The following is a 15,793-nucleotide window of genomic DNA, read 5'->3' as shown; positions in this document are numbered from 1 at the left end:
TTCTATATTTTTGGTATATATCACCTGATGACATAATCGGGCAATAAATTAGCTGTTATTTACCTTATAATAAAAAAAGCCCCAATTTTAAATCAGGGCTATTAAATGATTAAGCTTCGGTTTCGGCTTCCGCTTCACCTTCTTTTTCAACAAGAAACTCGCTAAGATCACGACCTTCGTTGATGTAATTTTGCAACCAAACAGGTTTTTTACCACGACCTGTCCATGTGTTCTTTTCAGCAAGTTCAAGGTCTGTGTCACGATAGCGGATTGGAACCACTTTGGTTTTCTTGGTGCTTGGAGCTTTAACCAATCCCTGACTTTGTGCCTCTGCTAAAAACTCCTCAACCGTTTCAAAATTCAATTTCTTAACTTCTTGAAGCATCTCGGCATACAGAACCTTTACTTCCTCTTTAATCTTGTCATTAAGATCATCGGATAATAGTGAGATGATTTTGCGAATGCCCGCAGCATTATGTTCTGATAATCCTGTGGCGATTTGCATAGCTTGTTCTTGCGTTAAAGTATTCTCTTTACTTAAAGACATAACGACCTCATATAATAAATATTTCAGCTAAATACAATTTAGTTTTCAATAATCGGAAGTTACTATATTGAAATTTAATAAGCAATTTTAATGATTCAAAAACTTTAAAAAAAGATGCAAAAAACAGCTTTTTTTAGTTATGTGCAGTAATAATCTTTAATATTCTAATAATCGCTTTATATTTGCTTTAATAATATTCTCAATAAATACCATGTTTCGTGCATTGTATTTTTTTTGTTACCGAAATATTAATCTCTCACTCTGCTTCTCATTCTTGGTGGACTGTCTTGCTCGGTTTTTTGACTTCCTCTATTTGGCGGTTTTTTTGGTCAATTTTATTTGCAAATAATATGTTTCCCTACCTCTGTTTTTATTTAATTTGCTATGGATTGATTTATTAATGTTTTATTTATTTTTATGGAAATAAATATATATTTAAACTAAAATGATATTTAAATATTAGATTATATGTATATCGTTATGGCCTTGCGATTGACTGAAAAAGAGTTTAATACCTTGATCACAAAGGGTAGCTTTCAGCCCCAAAAAGATCAGGGTGAAGAAACAAAAAAAGAGAACAAGTATCGTAATAGTCGGGTGGAGTATGATGGGCGTAAGTTCGATAGCGTCAAAGAGCGTGACCGATACATCACTCTGATTTATATGCAGAAAGCAAAAATAATTAGAGATTTACAGTGTCAGGTTCGATTCGTGCTAGAGGATGCTGTCGAGTTTAAATATGAAAAAAGAAAAAAATTACCTATTCGTTATTTTGCTGATTTTACCTATATTCTAAATAGCACCAACGAGCTAGTTGTGGAAGATGTGAAAAGTATTAGAACTCGCTCTTTATCAACCTACCGATTGAAGAAACACTTAATGAAAGCTCGGTGGAAAATAGATATTGTTGAGATATAACTTATATAGAGGGATGTGATTATGTTTTTAAAACAATTTATTTTTTCAAATAGTTCATCTAATCGCTTAGTGAGAAAAAACCTGTATTTTTTCTTTGAGGAAGATGTGCGTCCACATACACACCATATCAGTGCCTTTTTCTCTGATTGTAAGCGATCTTTATCAGATGATAGCTATCAAGACTTGGCTTTGAAAATCCCCGATATTCAAAAAGAGATTATTGATTTCATCTTAGTTCACGTTGATGACATGGATTCAAAGCAATTTCTAAAAGAGTTGGGCCAATATCAAACTTCCGACTTAATCGCTGTTTGTGAGTTGCTCACAGAGGAATTTATGGCAAATACCCATGCTGTTGATACTCTTGTTGAGATAACGGTTCGTTTAAAGGATATTGAAAATGATCCGAAAACACGGATAAATGAAATTAAACATTAATTAAAAGATTGGCTACACCGTGCTAGTTACTAGCACGGCGTTGGCGAATGGTTCATTAGAAAAATCGAGTGAACAGCGACAAAAACTTTGATTGGAACTCTGATGGGGCGTTATCCGAACCTGTTAATAGAGTAATGCAAACAAAGGCAAATAGTAGGGCGCAAACGGTAATGATTATTGGGCGCATAATGTAACTCTTGGTAAGTTTATGTTAGTGATTGTTACTTCCTGATATTAATTTAAGTTTGTATATATTGGAATAAGGTTTTTTGATTTATTTAATCTAAGTAATTATATTTAATGGCAATTAATTAGATTTTATAAAAAATGGATTAATTTTTTTTAAAAAGGTGCTTTATGTTAGGTATGAAAAGATCAGAACTTGCGGTTTTAAGTCGTCACAATGTTCTTGAAAGTGTATATATTGCACAGCTTGATTTAGAAGCTCTTGAGGGGGTTGCACGGGATTTGGAAATCGAAAATCAGCCTCACGATAAGAATAAGTACGTTATATACGTCCATACAATATCACCCGATTTGGGGCGTAAATTAAGCAAATCGTATATGCTTGATGATGATGAAAAGTTCATTCGGCTTTTTGATTCAGTGGATCAGGCGATTGAACAGTTGCGGGAATCGAAATGTAGTCTATACCCTGTGGTTCAATATATTGCTTAAAGGCAGGGGGATTTTATGGCGAATGTTACAAAGGCAGAATTAAAAACGCTTGTTCAGCATGATTTTGTCGAACAGGTGGTGATTAAACAAATTAGTTTGCAAGAACGCCGTTCTGTTGCAAGCGTCTTGGCTTTGTTTGATGAGGAATCAGATCAAGGCTCATTGTTTGAAAGTGCCGAAGTTGCGCCAAGTGGTGTGGTGTATTCGGTAATTATCCTTAAGAAAGCGAATGGATCGTCTGAACGTAAACACTCATATTTACTGAATGATGATCAGCGCACAATCAAAAATTTTAATTCTGTTGATGATGTTGTGGCGTTATTGAATGAATTGAAATATCAGGGAGCCGTTAGCTTAGGTTTGGAAGCAGTTTAAAATCTGTAGTCGTAAAAAAGCCCCAATATGAAATTGGGGCTTTGGCCTTTTAGACTACGATGCCTAAGACCTTCATTATAATTCTATAGGCCAAGCATTGCATAGTTTGTACGAACTGAAATTTCCTCTCTTTTCCTGTTTTCGTCAATGAAACTTAGAACTACATCACTTAGATCGTGAAAACTATAAACTCCACCAAGTTTGCGCTTAAGTTGTTTTTTCATTTGGGTAATGCGGTCAGGGCAGTAGTGTTCTATTGCTTTGTTCCAACCTTGTTCTAATCCCAACATGCGGTTATTGTCATCTTCTAGCGTAATATCGACCTCATACGGTTCCGCATAGTAACAACTAAAACTAACAGTCAGTACCAATGCTTCATCAAGATCAGCTTGTGTCGCATCAAGGGGCATTGTCTTGTTCGTCATCGTCATTGTCCTTTATGGCTTCGGGATTTTGGAATATCCCATCGTAAATACCGCCGTTTTGCGGTGCAAAGCGTGTAGTCGGGCTGTAGATGTTATCTAGATTGGAAACATTGATCACAAGAAAACGCCCTGAACGGATCACCATGCCATGAGCGCACAGCGTTTCATAGGTTTGAATTGAATCTTTGATTTGATCAAATATAAATGGGCGAACATTAAATTGAATGTGCTGATAAGGGTAGGGCCGACCTATTAAAATTTGCGGTGAGGTCACTGATGGATTGATCTCGGTGATAATGCCACATACATCTACTGAACGATTAACTAGATGTTTCGCATCTATAGAGTTATACGCTTGTGCATAACACGTACCCGATAACAGTAAAGGGAAAAGCCATGCAAATTTATTCAATTTATTCATTTTGAGTATTCAACCCGACTATGCTTGTTCTAACTTTAGTTTAGCAATTTCTTTGCTTTTTTGAGCAGCTATCTTCTGTTTAATCACATCTTTTACCCACTCACTAAAATCTACGCTGTTGGCGAAATCAAGTAGCTCTTTTTCTAGCATTTTATTGAATGAAACAGACTTAATTTGTCGCTTCTTTTCATACTTTTCGCTTGCTTGTTTCTTGGCTTTATTCATGGGCGTGATCCTTTACTTTCTCTGTCGGGTACTGCTGCATTAGGATAATGTGCTATTAGATTGAAATTGATTTATATATAATATACTAGGATTAATATAAATTTTTATAAATAATAATAGTTTATGCTGTATTGTTTGATTTTAATATACAATTAATTTTAACCCTTTGTTTTTAAATAACTAAATTTGTGAAATATTTTTTTATTGTTTTTTTAAAGTTATTCAGTAATAATTTCTAGCGTTATTTATATTGGATAATGGCTAAGTATTCTTTATTGGTATTCTTTATTGAATATGATTATGTTGAATAGGTCGTCCATAGAGTAATCTTCATTTGGTCTATTGTTGGGTGGAATTGAATTGGGCTTGGTATTCCGATATACAGGAAATTGATACTTCGCCGTTTTTCATGGTTCTCTATCCATTGATATATAAGGGTTTTAAGTTTTGCCGATGAAATGTGTTTTTTAATCGGAAAAACTTTATTTTAGGTTTTAGGTGCATTGGTTTATGTCGGATAACAATATCATTCAATTTCCAAATTCAGATTTGATCACTAAGAAATTGAGAGCAGATTATTTCGAGGTCTTAGAAAGGGATGATCCAATGGAAATGTTTGAATGGGGGCGTAAGTTTTTTCTTGGTCTTGAGGTTCCTCTTAACTTTGAAATGGCCAACACGCTTTACACGAAATCCGCAGAAGCCCGCCATGCAGAAGCTCAATTTTTAGTAGGTATGAATAACCTCATTGGTGATGGGGTAGATCAGAATATCGCTAAGGCGATCTATTGGTTAAATCAAGCTGCTGAACAAGGTCAGGTTAATGCTCAATATCTTCTCACTGAAATCTACACACAAGGGCAGTATATCAAACCCGATTTCCCTAAAGCTGTGTATTGGCTTGAGCGTTTAACTCAAACAAGTGACCATGAAATTGCGCCGTATATCTTGGCTCAAATCTATCAGCAAGGTGTTCATGTTCCAAAAGACCTGAAAAAAGCCATAAATCTTTATATTCAATCCGCAAATCTTGGCTTTACAATGGCGCAGTACGACTTGGCTAAATTCTACCTAAGTGGCTATATGGTTGAAAAAAATGTAGATCAGGCTCTCTTTTGGTTGGGGAAATCCATGCGTACTAGAAACCCCGAAGCTGAATATCTACTCGCTACCCTGTATGAATCAGGGCAAGAGGTTGAGAAAGATATGCAAAAGGCTATGCAGCTTTATCAACATGCAGCCGACATGGGCCATATCCCTTCTTTAAACCGCATGAATGAATTTAATCGGGTTAATCTTTCCCGAGCTTCGGATCACCAAGCTTCGGATAAACCTATTGATGAAACCATAAGAGCTTTATTCGGGGATAACTACAAACCATAAGGGTGTTGGTTATTAATTTATTTTGTTTTGTGTGGTATATATTATATAATGGCTTGTAAATAATATGAGCTTGCATCAAGTGAGAGGCTTAAAGTGGTTGTGAGTAATCATAATAAAATCATGGAAGAAATGCGCCAAAGTGCAGAGCAAGGGATTCCTTTCGCCCAATATCATTACGGTATGGCGTTCTTGAATCGCATGGGAATGGGTTTGCCTAATGATGCAGTTGAAGCTGTTAAGTGGATTACAAAAGCTGCTGATGCTGAATTTCTGCTTGCTCAACAGATGCTTGGTATCTTTTACAGTCGGGGTAAGCATGTAGAACGTAATCGAGATAAAGCTGTGCATTATCTTGATGGCGCATCAAAGCAAGGCTGTGTTGAATCTAAAGCTGAATTGGCGGTACTCTTACTTGATCGGTTTATACCTAGAGAGCAACAACGTAAAGGTAAAGATTACTTATTAGAAGCGGTTGAAGCCAATCATATTCCCGCAACTTTCTTGCTTGGATCATTGTTAATCAATGGTGATTTCTTTGATCAAGATATAGAACGAGGCATCAAAATCTTTAAGGTTTTGGCTGAAAATGATCTTAAAGAAGCGGTCACTCAACTTGCGATCATTTACTTACATGGATTTCATGTTGAACAGGATGTGAAACTTGCAATTCAGTACATGGAAAAGTCAGTTAAGCTCAAAGATAAAAATGCCATGTATTACTTGGCTCGTATGTATCTATCAGGTGTTACCAAAGAGCTTGGTTGTCTTGATATAGGTTACTCTAAGCCTATCCTGATTCATGCTGATTATCTTGAACAAGATACTCATAAGGGAGTTGCATTGTTGGTTGATGCAACCAATAGTGGTCATTTACGTGCTATGTACCACATCGGTGTGATGTTGTTGATTGGTGAGAATATTCAACAAGACAGAACGGAAGCAATTAAACTACTTAAACAGGCAAAAGCAATGGGTTCTGTTGATGCAGCAAAATATTTAGAAACTATTGAGCGCACGGAAAATCTTACCCACTGATTTAATGTTGTTGTCACTCGTTGTAACTTTACTTAGCCACAAGAGGTTCATTTTATGAAATTGGTATCGTGTTTAATTCTTGGTGTTTCAGCATTCGCATCCATTTACGCCAATGCAAACTCGCCTATTAGTGAAAGAACCTTTCAAGATTTTAATAATTATGCGAATCAGATAAAAGCTTGGGAGTGTCGTGATATGGAAAATGGCGGTACACGACTTAAGGTTATTGATGAAACAGGTCACGGAACAATGGATAAAGTACCAAGCTCAAACGCTGCATTTAGGGGAACCAATCGACCAACCGCCTCTTTACCGCCGTGTCGTGTTGATTTGATTGACCCACCATCACGCCGAAAACCTAAATAATAAGCGGTATTTGTCTTTTAGAAACTTTGTCTTTAATTGTACAGGAAGCATTTACCATGTCGGAATTGATTAAGAAAGCTCAAAAGGGTGATGTTTCATCACAGGTAGAGATTGCTGAAAGTTATTTCTTGGGTAATGCCGAAGAACGTGATTCTAAGCAAGGTCGGTTTTGGGCGACTAAGGCAGCCGAAAAAGGGGATGTGAATGCTCAATACCTATTGGCTGTGTCTTATCTAGGTTCTTTCCCTGTAGAGTGTGAAATTAATAAAGACAAAGCTTTCTATTGGGCGAGTAAGGCAAGCGAACAAGGTCATCTTGGGGCTATGGTGATTACCGCAAATGCGTATCTCTATGGCAATGGTATCCCCGCTGACCCGACTAAAGGAATCCAAATACTTAATCAAGCGGTGCAGCTTGGTGGAGCCGAAGCCGAGTTTTTATTAGGTTCGCTCCATATTAATAATATGTTTGTTGAGGAACCTAGCCCAACCAAAGGTGTGCAGTTAATTAAGAGTAGTGCAGATAAAGAGTTTGCTTATGCTCAATATATTATAGGTGCGATCTATAGTGAGGGTGTGCTACTACCTCAAAATGATGAAAACGCTATTTTCTATCTTAAAAAAGCAAACGAGTTCGGGATTCAAGAAGCCAAAACAGCTTTAAATGATATTGCTCAAAAAAGTAAGCTTGAAAGACAAAAGCTTGAGCAAGGCTTTAATGCCATTATTAAATTGGCTGAACAAGGCGATTCAGACAGTATGTATATGTATGGTCGTATGTTGTTCTTGGGCGAGTTGGTTGCTAAAGATGTAGATAAAGGCGTGGACTTCTTAACCCAAGCGTCCGAAAAAGGTGATCGAGAAGCACAGTTTTTCTTGGGTTCAGCCTATGCCAATGCCATTGAAGTGAATTTGGATTTAGATAAAGCCGTTTATTTCTTTCAAAAAGCAGCCGAGCTTGGCCATTCAGAAGCTCTTTATGCAATGGCATATATCTTTCTCTACAATGAGCAGTACCGCAATAAATATCGGTTAAAACTTGCCGTGTTAAATGAAGAAGCCCTAAGCAACCTTATCAAAGCTGAAAAACTTGGTAATGAAAATGCCAAAGCACTACTTAAGCAAATGGCTGAACAAGCAAAAGCCCCTGTAGCTGTGGTATCTCATTTTCATCATTGAGTTCAATGTTGAGTTCAATGTAAACTCGCACCGTATTGAGTTCAATGTAAACTCGCACCGTAAACCATTTTGCTCTAGCTGATATATGCGCCGTGCATATATCAGTTTTTTTTATGGTTATTTTAAAATTTTGGGAATGTTTTACTTAGTTATACATTGCTATACTTAGTTATACAATGTTATACTAAGTTATACAAATGATTCATTGGATGATTCAGTGAAAACCCATTCTAAAGATATATTGTGTGAACCACCTTCACCCGAAGAAATCAGGGCGATTCGTGGCAAATTAAAACTAAGCCAAGAGCAATGTGCAACTTTGGCGGGATTGAGTGGTCGTAATATTTGGTCGCTGTACGAATCAGGTGCAAAGAAGCCAACGGCGCAGACATGGACTGCTTTTTGTTTGGCAACCTCAACCCATCCTCGTTATAGCTTGAATGATCTACATGATCTTGATTTCAATAAAAGCATGTTTACTGATCTTGATGCGAAGATTAAAGAAGATGAAATGCTAAATTTACCTGTGTGGTTTATGCATCTTATTCGCAACAATGATGCCTTTTTATATATCTTGGAACAGTCCATTCAAAGACGTTTCGTTACCGAATTTAATCGGTTGATGGATGCTAATGTTGTCCTAGTCCCAACGGTCTATCAGCAAGTTTCTACCTTTGAACGAATGATTGATCAGGCAACAGGGTATAACCCCGAAGTGAAACAGGTAGAAGAACTATCAGGGGATGACAAAATCTTGTTTAAAACCCAAGTGGATCATCAAGATTTTCTGTTTAGTGCCAATCGCCGTGATTTTAATCGGTTTTTGTATTTTGTCTTTCGGTTAGTTTACATTCCGATGTTCGATAAAATGATGATGGGCGAGTTAGACGATCAGGGTGAAAAATAAAAGTCAGCTTTGCAGTAGTTCAGTAGATATAGCGTTAATTTAAAAATGTAGGATAGCGACCATGAGTATAGATCGGAATATTATTGTAGAAGTGTTGGAAATTCCAAATCATGTTGATTTGGCAGCGAAGTTTAAATTAGATCAATTAGAACAAGTTTTACAGTTCCAACAGTCACAGCGTTCTATCTTACTTGAACGTAAGGATTCATCGGTTGATGGTTATGAGATTGAACAGATTAATAACGAGTTGGCAGGGATTCGCCTAGAAACAACCAAACTCAATAAGGCAATTGCAATCCTTAAGGTCAAGAAAAAACCGATTCAAATTAAACAAGAAAAAATGGCAACTGTGCAAAAAACTATATCAGTCAATTTGCCTGTGGTTCCTGAACCTTTGGTCAGTATTGTGCCAATTATCCAAGCTGCTCGAAAGGTCACTGAACTCACAGAGGATTTTGAGCTAGATATTCTCAAAGATGCGCTTGTTTATATTCGTGAATGTCGTGAGGTCATGGTGAATGCGCTCAATCAAAATAAAGAGCCATCACTCACCGAGATTTATCAAGGCAAACTTCGTGAAATTAATAATCAGATTGATCGTACCCGCAGAGCTATTAATCAAATTGAAGTGGCCAATCGTCCTAAAAAGACTAAGAAAGCAGTACCTTTGAAAAAGACGTATGCTTACCTGAATACATTTAATCAAATCGCCGTTGAATTATTGCAAGCGCAGTACCCCGACTTGTTGGATGAAATTCAGCAAACCGCTAAAATTAAGGCAAAAGAAATCTTAGATGAAACCTTAGATGAAGTGGTTGAGGGTGAATAAATGTCAGTCAGCAAACTTAATTCCCAACATAGATTGGCCAATCAGGTTAAACGCCTAAAAAGCTATGTCGAGGTCGCTCAAGAGTTTAGCGAAGCTGATCTTGAAAACGCCTTGCTACATTACAAGAAAAAGCGTGATGAATATCTTGAACAGCTTGAAACACGTGTCGCACAAAACGAACTGAATCAGGCAAAAGATAATCTTGCTTTAGTCAGCAATGAAACTGACAAGATTAAAAAAGCTTTAACCATTATTCGTGCAAATCGCAAAAGTAATGGCGTGATCGTGATTAAGCGAGGTAACACCGAAAAGCTGATCAATAATCAAGATCAAGGGCCAAGCCTCACAGAAACTCTAAATCACTCACTCCCGATTATTGCGAACTGTCCTAAAGTCGGGGAATTGTGTGAGCGTCTAAGTGAAGAACATCTACGTGAAGCTTTAGACTATTTGAGTAAACTTCGTAAATTTTTGACTACTCAATATGAAGTGCATAAGGTGTGCAATGAACAAGATTTCCAAAAGCAGATCGCATTCATTAATCGGGGGATCAGTGCTACTCGTAAGGCTGTTCATCAATTTGTTTTAAAAGCGCAAAGTGCAAAAAAAGATGATCTGAATATCCGAAATAAATCACGGTACTTTCGATATTTTCATGCAGCAGCTTTAGAGTTGTTGCGTGATGATACGGCGTTACTTCAACAGCTAGATGAAATCGCTTTGCATCAAACAGAAAAATATCTCTTTGGGGATAATGAAGATCAGGGGGATTTGGACGAAAAATGAAAAAATTTATATTACCTCTTGCCTTAATGGTGTGTAGCAATACCTTTGCTGTCACGGTAGATGATTTGGGCTTTAAATCGGTGTTTAGAACTTTTTATCCCAAAATGTTTAATGCCTCTATGCGGGATATGCAAGAAGAAGTGGATCGTTATCAGGCGTTGGATGATCAAGATAAGCTCACGGATGATTTTAAACTTCCTCAAGTGGGTGTGAATGATGCTAAAACTCAATATTTGGCATTCCTGTATCCACCTGAACCCTATAAAAACGCCAATAATGAAGATAGATATTTGGTCTATGTTAAAAAGCGTGAAATAGCGCAAAGCTTTGATGAACATGATCGACCTGATGGTTATGGTTTTTCTGATACCTGTCATGCGTGTTCTAGTGGTCGGGTTGATCTTTATATTTTTAAGAAGAATGCCAATGGCACGTATGATCTAGTGTCGAGATCAAAGAACAATCTTGATTATGCTTCAACTTATGGTGATGTTGCCTTAGATGTAAAAGGTCTTAGTCATCGGATCGTAAAAACAGGCGAGAATGAAGTTGGTTTTTTTGATACGACATTTCATGCTTCACATTATGGTGCAACAGACAATTATCTTCACTTAATCCGCTTAAATGAAACAGAAGTTAAAGGTTATCTGATTGCCGAAAGTTCAGGTGATAATAGCGGTAGTTATGGTGAGGACGAACAATCGCCGTTGAGTTATGAATATAGCTCTGAATATAGAACGGTAGAACAGCCGAATGTGCAAGACTATCCTGTTGAGATTAAATATAAAGGTGATCACTATAATGAGGATAAGGAAAAAGTAGAGAAATTTAATAAAATTAACCGATATGTACTGAACCGTGTTAAAGGTGAGTATGTATTGTCATCATCACAAAACTATTAATACCGACTGATATTTTGAATCGTAATAAAAAGGAAGCACAGCCATGACAACAGAAACTACGAATTACCTTGATAAAATTATCGCAAATAGTTTGGGCGGTATGTCAGATGAATGCGTATTAGAACTTAAGATATTGGATCATTTTTTTAAGCAGTTGGTGGAGCTTGGCTGTCAATTGGTTCAGGTCTTTGATGGTGAGGATGTGATTAAGATTAAGGACAATGATATATACACGGTGTTGAATCATGTTTTTTCTGTTGATGAATCAGAGGTCAGATTTATTGCTCATAGTGGTGAGAATATCAGCCTGTATATTTTATTGGGTAACGGCGAAACCTATCCGATTTATGACCATACGGTGATGAGTGAAGAATTAGAGCAGCAAATTTTTGGTAATTTTGGTGAAATTGTGAAGTTGTATAGCCCCGAGATGTATGAATTGCATTGGGCGTAAAATTAGGGTTTAAGGCTGTGTTTTTATGATTTAGAGTGCAGCCAATAAAAAAAGATTCATAACCAAGAGCTATGAATCTTTTTTTTATGCGAAATGATCGCTGTAAGTGAATCTACTGATCTGAATTATTGGGTGATTCACACTCTTTGTTTTGCCAATTTTCGTCAAATATTTCCCTTGTCATTGGGATTATACTATTGGTAAGGAAACCTGAATCGGTGTCGATGTAGTAGTAAGGAAAGTTAATGACATAGCGGTAAGGTTTAGTACCAAAATCTTTGGATTTGACTGTGCCACAGTTTGCAGAGGTTGGTTTAACCACAGCACGATTTGGGTGTTTGAAATGCCCTTTCATAAATTCGATATTATAGCTTTGTTGTTTTAAGGCTCTTTTGGGTGCATCTTTAATGTATTTGAAGTATGCAATGTTTTCACTTTCACGTTTCATTTGTTCAGGTGTTGGACTATTTCGTGAATCTTGATGAATGGCATTACCGCCAAAGTTTTCAGGTTCCTCAATTTTTTTATCACACCCTGAAACAAGGATACCAACCGCCAAACAGAGTAGGATTTTTTTCATTGTATATGCATTAACGATATTATGTAGCAACCGCACAAAATTATAATAATCAATTATTTAATAAGAAAGAAGCCAAATTAAATTTAGCTTCTTTAAAAATAACTATCAGCAATCTATACAAAACCAATATTACTAACGATTACCTTTACTTCGATTATGTGTAATGCAAAGCATTTCACAATTATCTAAAGTTGTTGCACCGCCTTTACTCCAAGCCTGAACATGGTCTGCATCCATTTCTTTGAGTAAGTAAATCTTTGTCTTATTAGCATTGTTACCATTGGCACATAACGGACAATTTGAGATACTTTTTTGATTAGCGTCATTGGTTTGTAATGCGTAAGCTTTTCGCTTGGTTGCATCGTCAAATATACGAACATCCAATAAGCGTGTATCAGTTTCACCGCCCAATATGTATTCAAAAATTCCTTTTCTGTTTTTTACATAAGGGTCTGCATACAGTCTTTTAACATCATCAGCTATTTTAGTCGGGTTGTAAGCAATGGTTTTATAGCTTTCGTACAAGCTACCCCATTCTAAACCTTTCATTTCTTTTTCAATATTAAGAAAAATGGTACTCGCCCAATCTATAACAGTGTTGAAATAAGTAGTTAGCTCGTTTATATGATTGTCGTGGCGGTGCTGCCCCATGTAATCACTAACATTGCCTTTACTCACCCAATTTAGGGCTGTAGCTAAGAAATCCTGACGAATAGCACTACCACTAACAAAGCTACTCCATTTTTGAATTAAAGCGTTTTGAGAGTTGCTGAATTGGGCTTTCGCCAATGTAACAAATGAGCCTGAATACACCGCATTTAGTAGTTCTTGTTCATTAAGTGGAACACCCGATATATTGATAGTTTTAAACCATTCCTTAATTTCGGTTTCAGTACCATTGCATTCGTAAACTAAGATCGTTGTATCTAGTATTTTCTGCTTTTGGTCTTTAGGTAAACTATGGAAATATTGTGGGGTTTTGCTACCTTCAAGAAATATAGCGAACTTTCCTGTTAAAAACCGTCCAATACTTGTGATTCTTTGCTGACCATCTAACACCTCAAAAGTATCATCACCTGTCTGATTAAAGTAAATTAATCCTAATGGATAGCCCTTTAAAATGGATTGAATAACAGCTACGTCTTTTTTACCATCTGCGTATATATAATTCCGTTGATATTCAGGCTGAATAGTCAATTTACCCGACAAGCCAAATAAACCTTTTCCCTCAAGTTCGTTATAAATAAAGCCTTCGCATAGGTCTTTGATCGTGATTTTGGTATTTAAATTTGTTTGCATTTATTTCCCCTGACTTGCTTCTGTTGTTATCACATTCAGCATCATTTGCATGATTGCGATACAATCTAGTCCATTCCTTACTTTAATTTTCTTAAATTCAGCATTTTGATTGATGTTAAAGTTTGATGAAGTCATTGAACCTAGATATGCAATGCTTTCATCCAACATCATTGCGTTTGTCGCACCGCCAATGAAAAAAATCACAAGCTCTCTTTTTAAGTTTAAGTCATTATCAAAGTAACATTCCTTTAGTGTTTTAGTTGTAGTTTTACCATAATGAATTTTTCCATTTTCTTTCACGTAATAATCAGACTTATAATCTAAGGCAAACAAGAATCTAAGGTAAAAATCTTTTTCAATTTCTCCTTTTTTAATATCATTCTTGTACCCACCAAGTATGTCAAAATCTTGGGAAACAACTTTTTCAATTGATTTAAATGGAAAAGATGAGCGTATCTCTACTGTCTTGGTAAGAGATTTATAATCATCCGAACCATGCTGTAGCCATTTCTTATGAATTTTCAAATCTATTTGATCAATAGAGTTATTACCACTATCCAATTCAATTACAACATTGGGATTTTTGTTGTAGTGAGTAAGCATAGAAAAACATAGTTGTTCTATTATCAATCCACAAAATGATTTTAATTTAATCTCAATTTCATCCCTAGCAACTCCTGATGAACTAGCTGAATTAAATTGTATAGAACTCAACCTAGATTTAGCAGTCTGAATAATATTTTTGCTACGTTCATTGTTAGGACTTAAAGTGATTTTTTGTATTCTAAATGGAATATTTGAAAATGAGTGACAAAGAAAATTATTATCGGATGTTTTCAGAAGTGTATTATTCACACAATCAACATAGTAAATATCCATGCTTAAATTCTCTTATGACAAATTAAAACTCTTGAATACAAGCGTTTTCCATTGAGATATGCACGATCTAATTTTCCACGCCATTCTGCTAAAGCAATATTTTCTAATAGATCATCTTTTACATAAAAATCCATGCCTAAAATTTCAAATTGTTCAGGGTTGTATTTATCTAAAAAACTAATTGGTACGCCCATAACACCATCATAATCACTAGGAATAGCATTGGTAAAAGGCACTTCAATAGCATTGTAATTATCGTATAACTGATAAGCATTTTTACCTTCAATTTTAGAGTTAAATCTCTTATTGTCTGCGGTTGTCATTAGTTGTAATGGTTCGTGTCTACGTCCATGTTCAATGTTGGTAAACCATCTAACACCTTTTACTCGAATATATTTATTACCCTCGCTATCAACCCTAAACCCTGCTGCATTTAAAGGGTAGCTATCAGGAACTCTAAATTCACGATCACCACTACTGATTGTCGCACCAAGCCATACGATATTCTTTTGAATCAAAGGGAATATATCTTTATAAGTAAGGGAGTTCATATTCCCAACAATCGCAAATTTTTTCTCACCCTCCATAATCCATGCAATAAAATCACGGAATTGGGAAAATGGGGGGTTGGTTACAATTATATCGGCTTGATCACGCAACGCTTTGACTTCATCACTTCTGAAATCACCATCACCTTTGAGGTACTGCCAATGAATATCGTTAATATCAACCACGCCATCTTTAGTTATATCGCTTTCTAGTTCAAAAAACTTGCCACAAGCAGTAGATTTATCACTATCAAATTGAGGGCTTTTTTCTTCAAATAATGAAGGTTGATAAGATTGATCACCTTGTTTGTTCTTAGGGGCATAACTTGTGCTTATAAGTTTTTTCAAGCCTAACCGACTAAAATTTTGAGCAAAATATAATGTGAAATTACTCCATTCAGGGTCATCACAGGGCAATAAAACTACTTTATCTCTAAATACATTTGAATCAAATTCTAAGTAAGCATTCATTTCTTTTTCAATATCAACATATTGAGTATAAAATTCATCATTTTTAGCTGATCTTGCTTTTGAGAGATTCGTATTTTTCAAAACGCTGTTCATATTGAAATCCAAATTTATATTAAATTAACCGAATGTCTTTACAATCAATCGCTTTG

Annotated in this window: 21 protein-coding genes; 13 read left to right on the top strand and 8 right to left on the bottom strand. The window is 36.0% G+C overall.

All coding sequences use genetic code 11. From position 1 onward, the window contains the following. Nucleotides 1–109: 109 nt before the first annotated feature. On the bottom strand, nt 110–547 hold the full coding sequence (locus tag ACSC97_RS11875) for an H-NS histone family protein (protein WP_436661102.1): 438 nt from the start codon (nt 545–547) through the stop codon (nt 110–112). Nucleotides 548–1,039: 492 nt separating this feature from the next. Here ACSC97_RS11875 and ACSC97_RS11870 point away from each other — a divergent pair, with 492 nt between their 5' ends. The 4 genes from ACSC97_RS11870 (at nt 1,040) to ACSC97_RS11855 (ending at nt 2,956) form a co-directional block, all read left to right on the top strand. Continuing rightward, a complete protein-coding gene (locus ACSC97_RS11870) occupies nt 1,040–1,465 on the top strand; it encodes a DUF1064 domain-containing protein (RefSeq protein WP_436661100.1) in 426 nt (141 codons plus the stop codon). 21 nt (nt 1,466–1,486) lie between these two features. Then, the gene (locus ACSC97_RS11865) at nt 1,487–1,903 is read left to right on the top strand and encodes a hypothetical protein (protein WP_436661098.1); all 417 of its coding nucleotides are present in this window, start codon (nt 1,487–1,489) and stop codon (nt 1,901–1,903) included. Nucleotides 1,904–2,269: 366 nt separating this feature from the next. After that, nucleotides 2,270–2,581, top strand: a complete 312-nt coding sequence (locus ACSC97_RS11860) for a hypothetical protein (RefSeq protein ID WP_436661096.1) — start codon at nt 2,270–2,272, stop codon at nt 2,579–2,581. Nucleotides 2,582–2,596: 15 nt separating this feature from the next. Next, a complete protein-coding gene (locus ACSC97_RS11855) occupies nt 2,597–2,956 on the top strand; it encodes a hypothetical protein (RefSeq protein WP_436661094.1) in 360 nt (119 codons plus the stop codon). An 83-nt stretch (nt 2,957–3,039) separates the two neighbouring features. Here the strand turns inward: ACSC97_RS11855 and ACSC97_RS11850 are convergent, their stop codons facing one another. The 3 genes from ACSC97_RS11850 to ACSC97_RS11840 are packed head-to-tail and all read right to left on the bottom strand — an operon-like array spanning nt 3,040 to nt 4,027. Beyond that, entirely contained in the window at nt 3,040–3,381 is a 342-nt protein-coding gene (locus ACSC97_RS11850; RefSeq protein ID WP_436661092.1) for a hypothetical protein, read from the bottom strand. After that, entirely contained in the window at nt 3,356–3,802 is a 447-nt protein-coding gene (locus tag ACSC97_RS11845; protein WP_436661090.1) for a hypothetical protein, read from the bottom strand. Before ACSC97_RS11845 ends, ACSC97_RS11850 begins: the two co-directional genes overlap by 26 nt. 18 nt (nt 3,803–3,820) lie before the next feature. After that, nucleotides 3,821–4,027, bottom strand: a complete 207-nt coding sequence (locus ACSC97_RS11840; protein WP_436661088.1) for a hypothetical protein — start codon at nt 4,025–4,027, stop codon at nt 3,821–3,823. A 510-nt stretch (nt 4,028–4,537) separates the two neighbouring features. Here ACSC97_RS11840 and ACSC97_RS11835 point away from each other — a divergent pair. From ACSC97_RS11835 to ACSC97_RS11795, 9 genes are all read left to right on the top strand, one after another. Next, nucleotides 4,538–5,410: a tetratricopeptide repeat protein gene (locus tag ACSC97_RS11835; protein WP_436661086.1), complete on the top strand. Its 873-nt coding sequence runs from the start codon at nt 4,538–4,540 to the stop codon at nt 5,408–5,410. 99 nt (nt 5,411–5,509) lie between these two features. Then, nucleotides 5,510–6,445, top strand: a complete 936-nt coding sequence (locus ACSC97_RS11830) for a tetratricopeptide repeat protein (RefSeq protein WP_436661084.1) — start codon at nt 5,510–5,512, stop codon at nt 6,443–6,445. A 54-nt stretch (nt 6,446–6,499) separates the two neighbouring features. Further along, nucleotides 6,500–6,811 carry a hypothetical protein gene (locus tag ACSC97_RS11825; protein ID WP_436661082.1) on the top strand — a complete coding sequence of 104 codons (312 nt, stop codon included), beginning with the start codon at nt 6,500–6,502 and terminating at the stop codon, nt 6,809–6,811. A gap of 56 nt (nt 6,812–6,867) precedes the next feature. After that, the gene (locus tag ACSC97_RS11820; protein WP_436661080.1) at nt 6,868–7,989 is read left to right on the top strand and encodes a tetratricopeptide repeat protein; all 1,122 of its coding nucleotides are present in this window, start codon (nt 6,868–6,870) and stop codon (nt 7,987–7,989) included. A gap of 217 nt (nt 7,990–8,206) precedes the next feature. Further along, nucleotides 8,207–8,896: a helix-turn-helix domain-containing protein gene (locus ACSC97_RS11815; protein ID WP_436661078.1), complete on the top strand. Its 690-nt coding sequence runs from the start codon at nt 8,207–8,209 to the stop codon at nt 8,894–8,896. A 61-nt stretch (nt 8,897–8,957) separates the two neighbouring features. Beyond that, entirely contained in the window at nt 8,958–9,725 is a 768-nt protein-coding gene (locus ACSC97_RS11810; RefSeq protein ID WP_436661076.1) for a hypothetical protein, read from the top strand. Further along, on the top strand, nt 9,726–10,511 hold the full coding sequence (locus ACSC97_RS11805; RefSeq protein WP_436661074.1) for a hypothetical protein: 786 nt from the start codon (nt 9,726–9,728) through the stop codon (nt 10,509–10,511). After that, nucleotides 10,508–11,413 carry a hypothetical protein gene (locus ACSC97_RS11800; protein WP_436661072.1) on the top strand — a complete coding sequence of 302 codons (906 nt, stop codon included), beginning with the start codon at nt 10,508–10,510 and terminating at the stop codon, nt 11,411–11,413. The genes ACSC97_RS11805 and ACSC97_RS11800 overlap by 4 nt, the downstream gene beginning before the upstream one ends. A 43-nt stretch (nt 11,414–11,456) precedes the next feature. Then, a complete protein-coding gene (locus ACSC97_RS11795; protein WP_436661070.1) occupies nt 11,457–11,867 on the top strand; it encodes a hypothetical protein in 411 nt (136 codons plus the stop codon). Nucleotides 11,868–11,979: 112 nt separating this feature from the next. Here the strand turns inward: ACSC97_RS11795 and ACSC97_RS11790 are convergent, their stop codons facing one another. From ACSC97_RS11790 to ACSC97_RS11775, 4 genes are all read right to left on the bottom strand, one after another. Beyond that, nucleotides 11,980–12,447 carry a hypothetical protein gene (locus tag ACSC97_RS11790; RefSeq protein WP_436661068.1) on the bottom strand — a complete coding sequence of 156 codons (468 nt, stop codon included), beginning with the start codon at nt 12,445–12,447 and terminating at the stop codon, nt 11,980–11,982. A 132-nt stretch (nt 12,448–12,579) separates the two neighbouring features. Next, nucleotides 12,580–13,746, bottom strand: coding sequence for an HNH endonuclease family protein (locus ACSC97_RS11785; RefSeq protein WP_436661066.1), 1,167 nt, complete (start codon nt 13,744–13,746; stop codon nt 12,580–12,582). Beyond that, the gene (locus ACSC97_RS11780) at nt 13,747–14,625 is read right to left on the bottom strand and encodes a hypothetical protein (protein ID WP_120384336.1); all 879 of its coding nucleotides are present in this window, start codon (nt 14,623–14,625) and stop codon (nt 13,747–13,749) included. 2 nt (nt 14,626–14,627) lie between these two features. Next, nucleotides 14,628–15,737: an adenine-specific methyltransferase EcoRI family protein gene (locus tag ACSC97_RS11775; RefSeq protein ID WP_436661064.1), complete on the bottom strand. Its 1,110-nt coding sequence runs from the start codon at nt 15,735–15,737 to the stop codon at nt 14,628–14,630. Nucleotides 15,738–15,793: the final 56 nt, after the last annotated feature.

It is taken from the genome of Acinetobacter sp. P1(2025), from assembly GCF_051390655.1.
Taxonomy (GTDB): Bacteria; Pseudomonadota; Gammaproteobacteria; order Pseudomonadales; family Moraxellaceae; genus Acinetobacter; species Acinetobacter junii.
This window is presented reverse-complemented; position numbering and strand designations above follow the sequence as displayed.

Coding starts and splice junctions, on each gene's coding strand:
- ACSC97_RS11875 (WP_436661102.1), bottom strand. CDS start 547: ATGTCTTTAAGTAAAGAGAATACTTTAACGCAAGAACAAGCTATGCAA.
- ACSC97_RS11865 (WP_436661098.1), top strand. CDS start 1,487: ATGTTTTTAAAACAATTTATTTTTTCAAATAGTTCATCTAATCGCTTA.
- ACSC97_RS11860 (WP_436661096.1), top strand. CDS start 2,270: ATGAAAAGATCAGAACTTGCGGTTTTAAGTCGTCACAATGTTCTTGAA.
- ACSC97_RS11855 (WP_436661094.1), top strand. CDS start 2,597: ATGGCGAATGTTACAAAGGCAGAATTAAAAACGCTTGTTCAGCATGAT.
- ACSC97_RS11850 (WP_436661092.1), bottom strand. CDS start 3,381: ATGACGAACAAGACAATGCCCCTTGATGCGACACAAGCTGATCTTGAT.
- ACSC97_RS11845 (WP_436661090.1), bottom strand. CDS start 3,802: ATGAATAAATTGAATAAATTTGCATGGCTTTTCCCTTTACTGTTATCG.
- ACSC97_RS11840 (WP_436661088.1), bottom strand. CDS start 4,027: ATGAATAAAGCCAAGAAACAAGCAAGCGAAAAGTATGAAAAGAAGCGA.
- ACSC97_RS11835 (WP_436661086.1), top strand. CDS start 4,538: ATGTCGGATAACAATATCATTCAATTTCCAAATTCAGATTTGATCACT.
- ACSC97_RS11825 (WP_436661082.1), top strand. CDS start 6,500: ATGAAATTGGTATCGTGTTTAATTCTTGGTGTTTCAGCATTCGCATCC.
- ACSC97_RS11820 (WP_436661080.1), top strand. CDS start 6,868: ATGTCGGAATTGATTAAGAAAGCTCAAAAGGGTGATGTTTCATCACAG.
- ACSC97_RS11810 (WP_436661076.1), top strand. CDS start 8,958: ATGAGTATAGATCGGAATATTATTGTAGAAGTGTTGGAAATTCCAAAT.
- ACSC97_RS11805 (WP_436661074.1), top strand. CDS start 9,726: ATGTCAGTCAGCAAACTTAATTCCCAACATAGATTGGCCAATCAGGTT.
- ACSC97_RS11800 (WP_436661072.1), top strand. CDS start 10,508: ATGAAAAAATTTATATTACCTCTTGCCTTAATGGTGTGTAGCAATACC.
- ACSC97_RS11795 (WP_436661070.1), top strand. CDS start 11,457: ATGACAACAGAAACTACGAATTACCTTGATAAAATTATCGCAAATAGT.
- ACSC97_RS11790 (WP_436661068.1), bottom strand. CDS start 12,447: ATGAAAAAAATCCTACTCTGTTTGGCGGTTGGTATCCTTGTTTCAGGG.
- ACSC97_RS11785 (WP_436661066.1), bottom strand. CDS start 13,746: ATGCAAACAAATTTAAATACCAAAATCACGATCAAAGACCTATGCGAA.
- ACSC97_RS11780 (WP_120384336.1), bottom strand. CDS start 14,625: ATGGATATTTACTATGTTGATTGTGTGAATAATACACTTCTGAAAACA.
- ACSC97_RS11775 (WP_436661064.1), bottom strand. CDS start 15,737: ATGAACAGCGTTTTGAAAAATACGAATCTCTCAAAAGCAAGATCAGCT.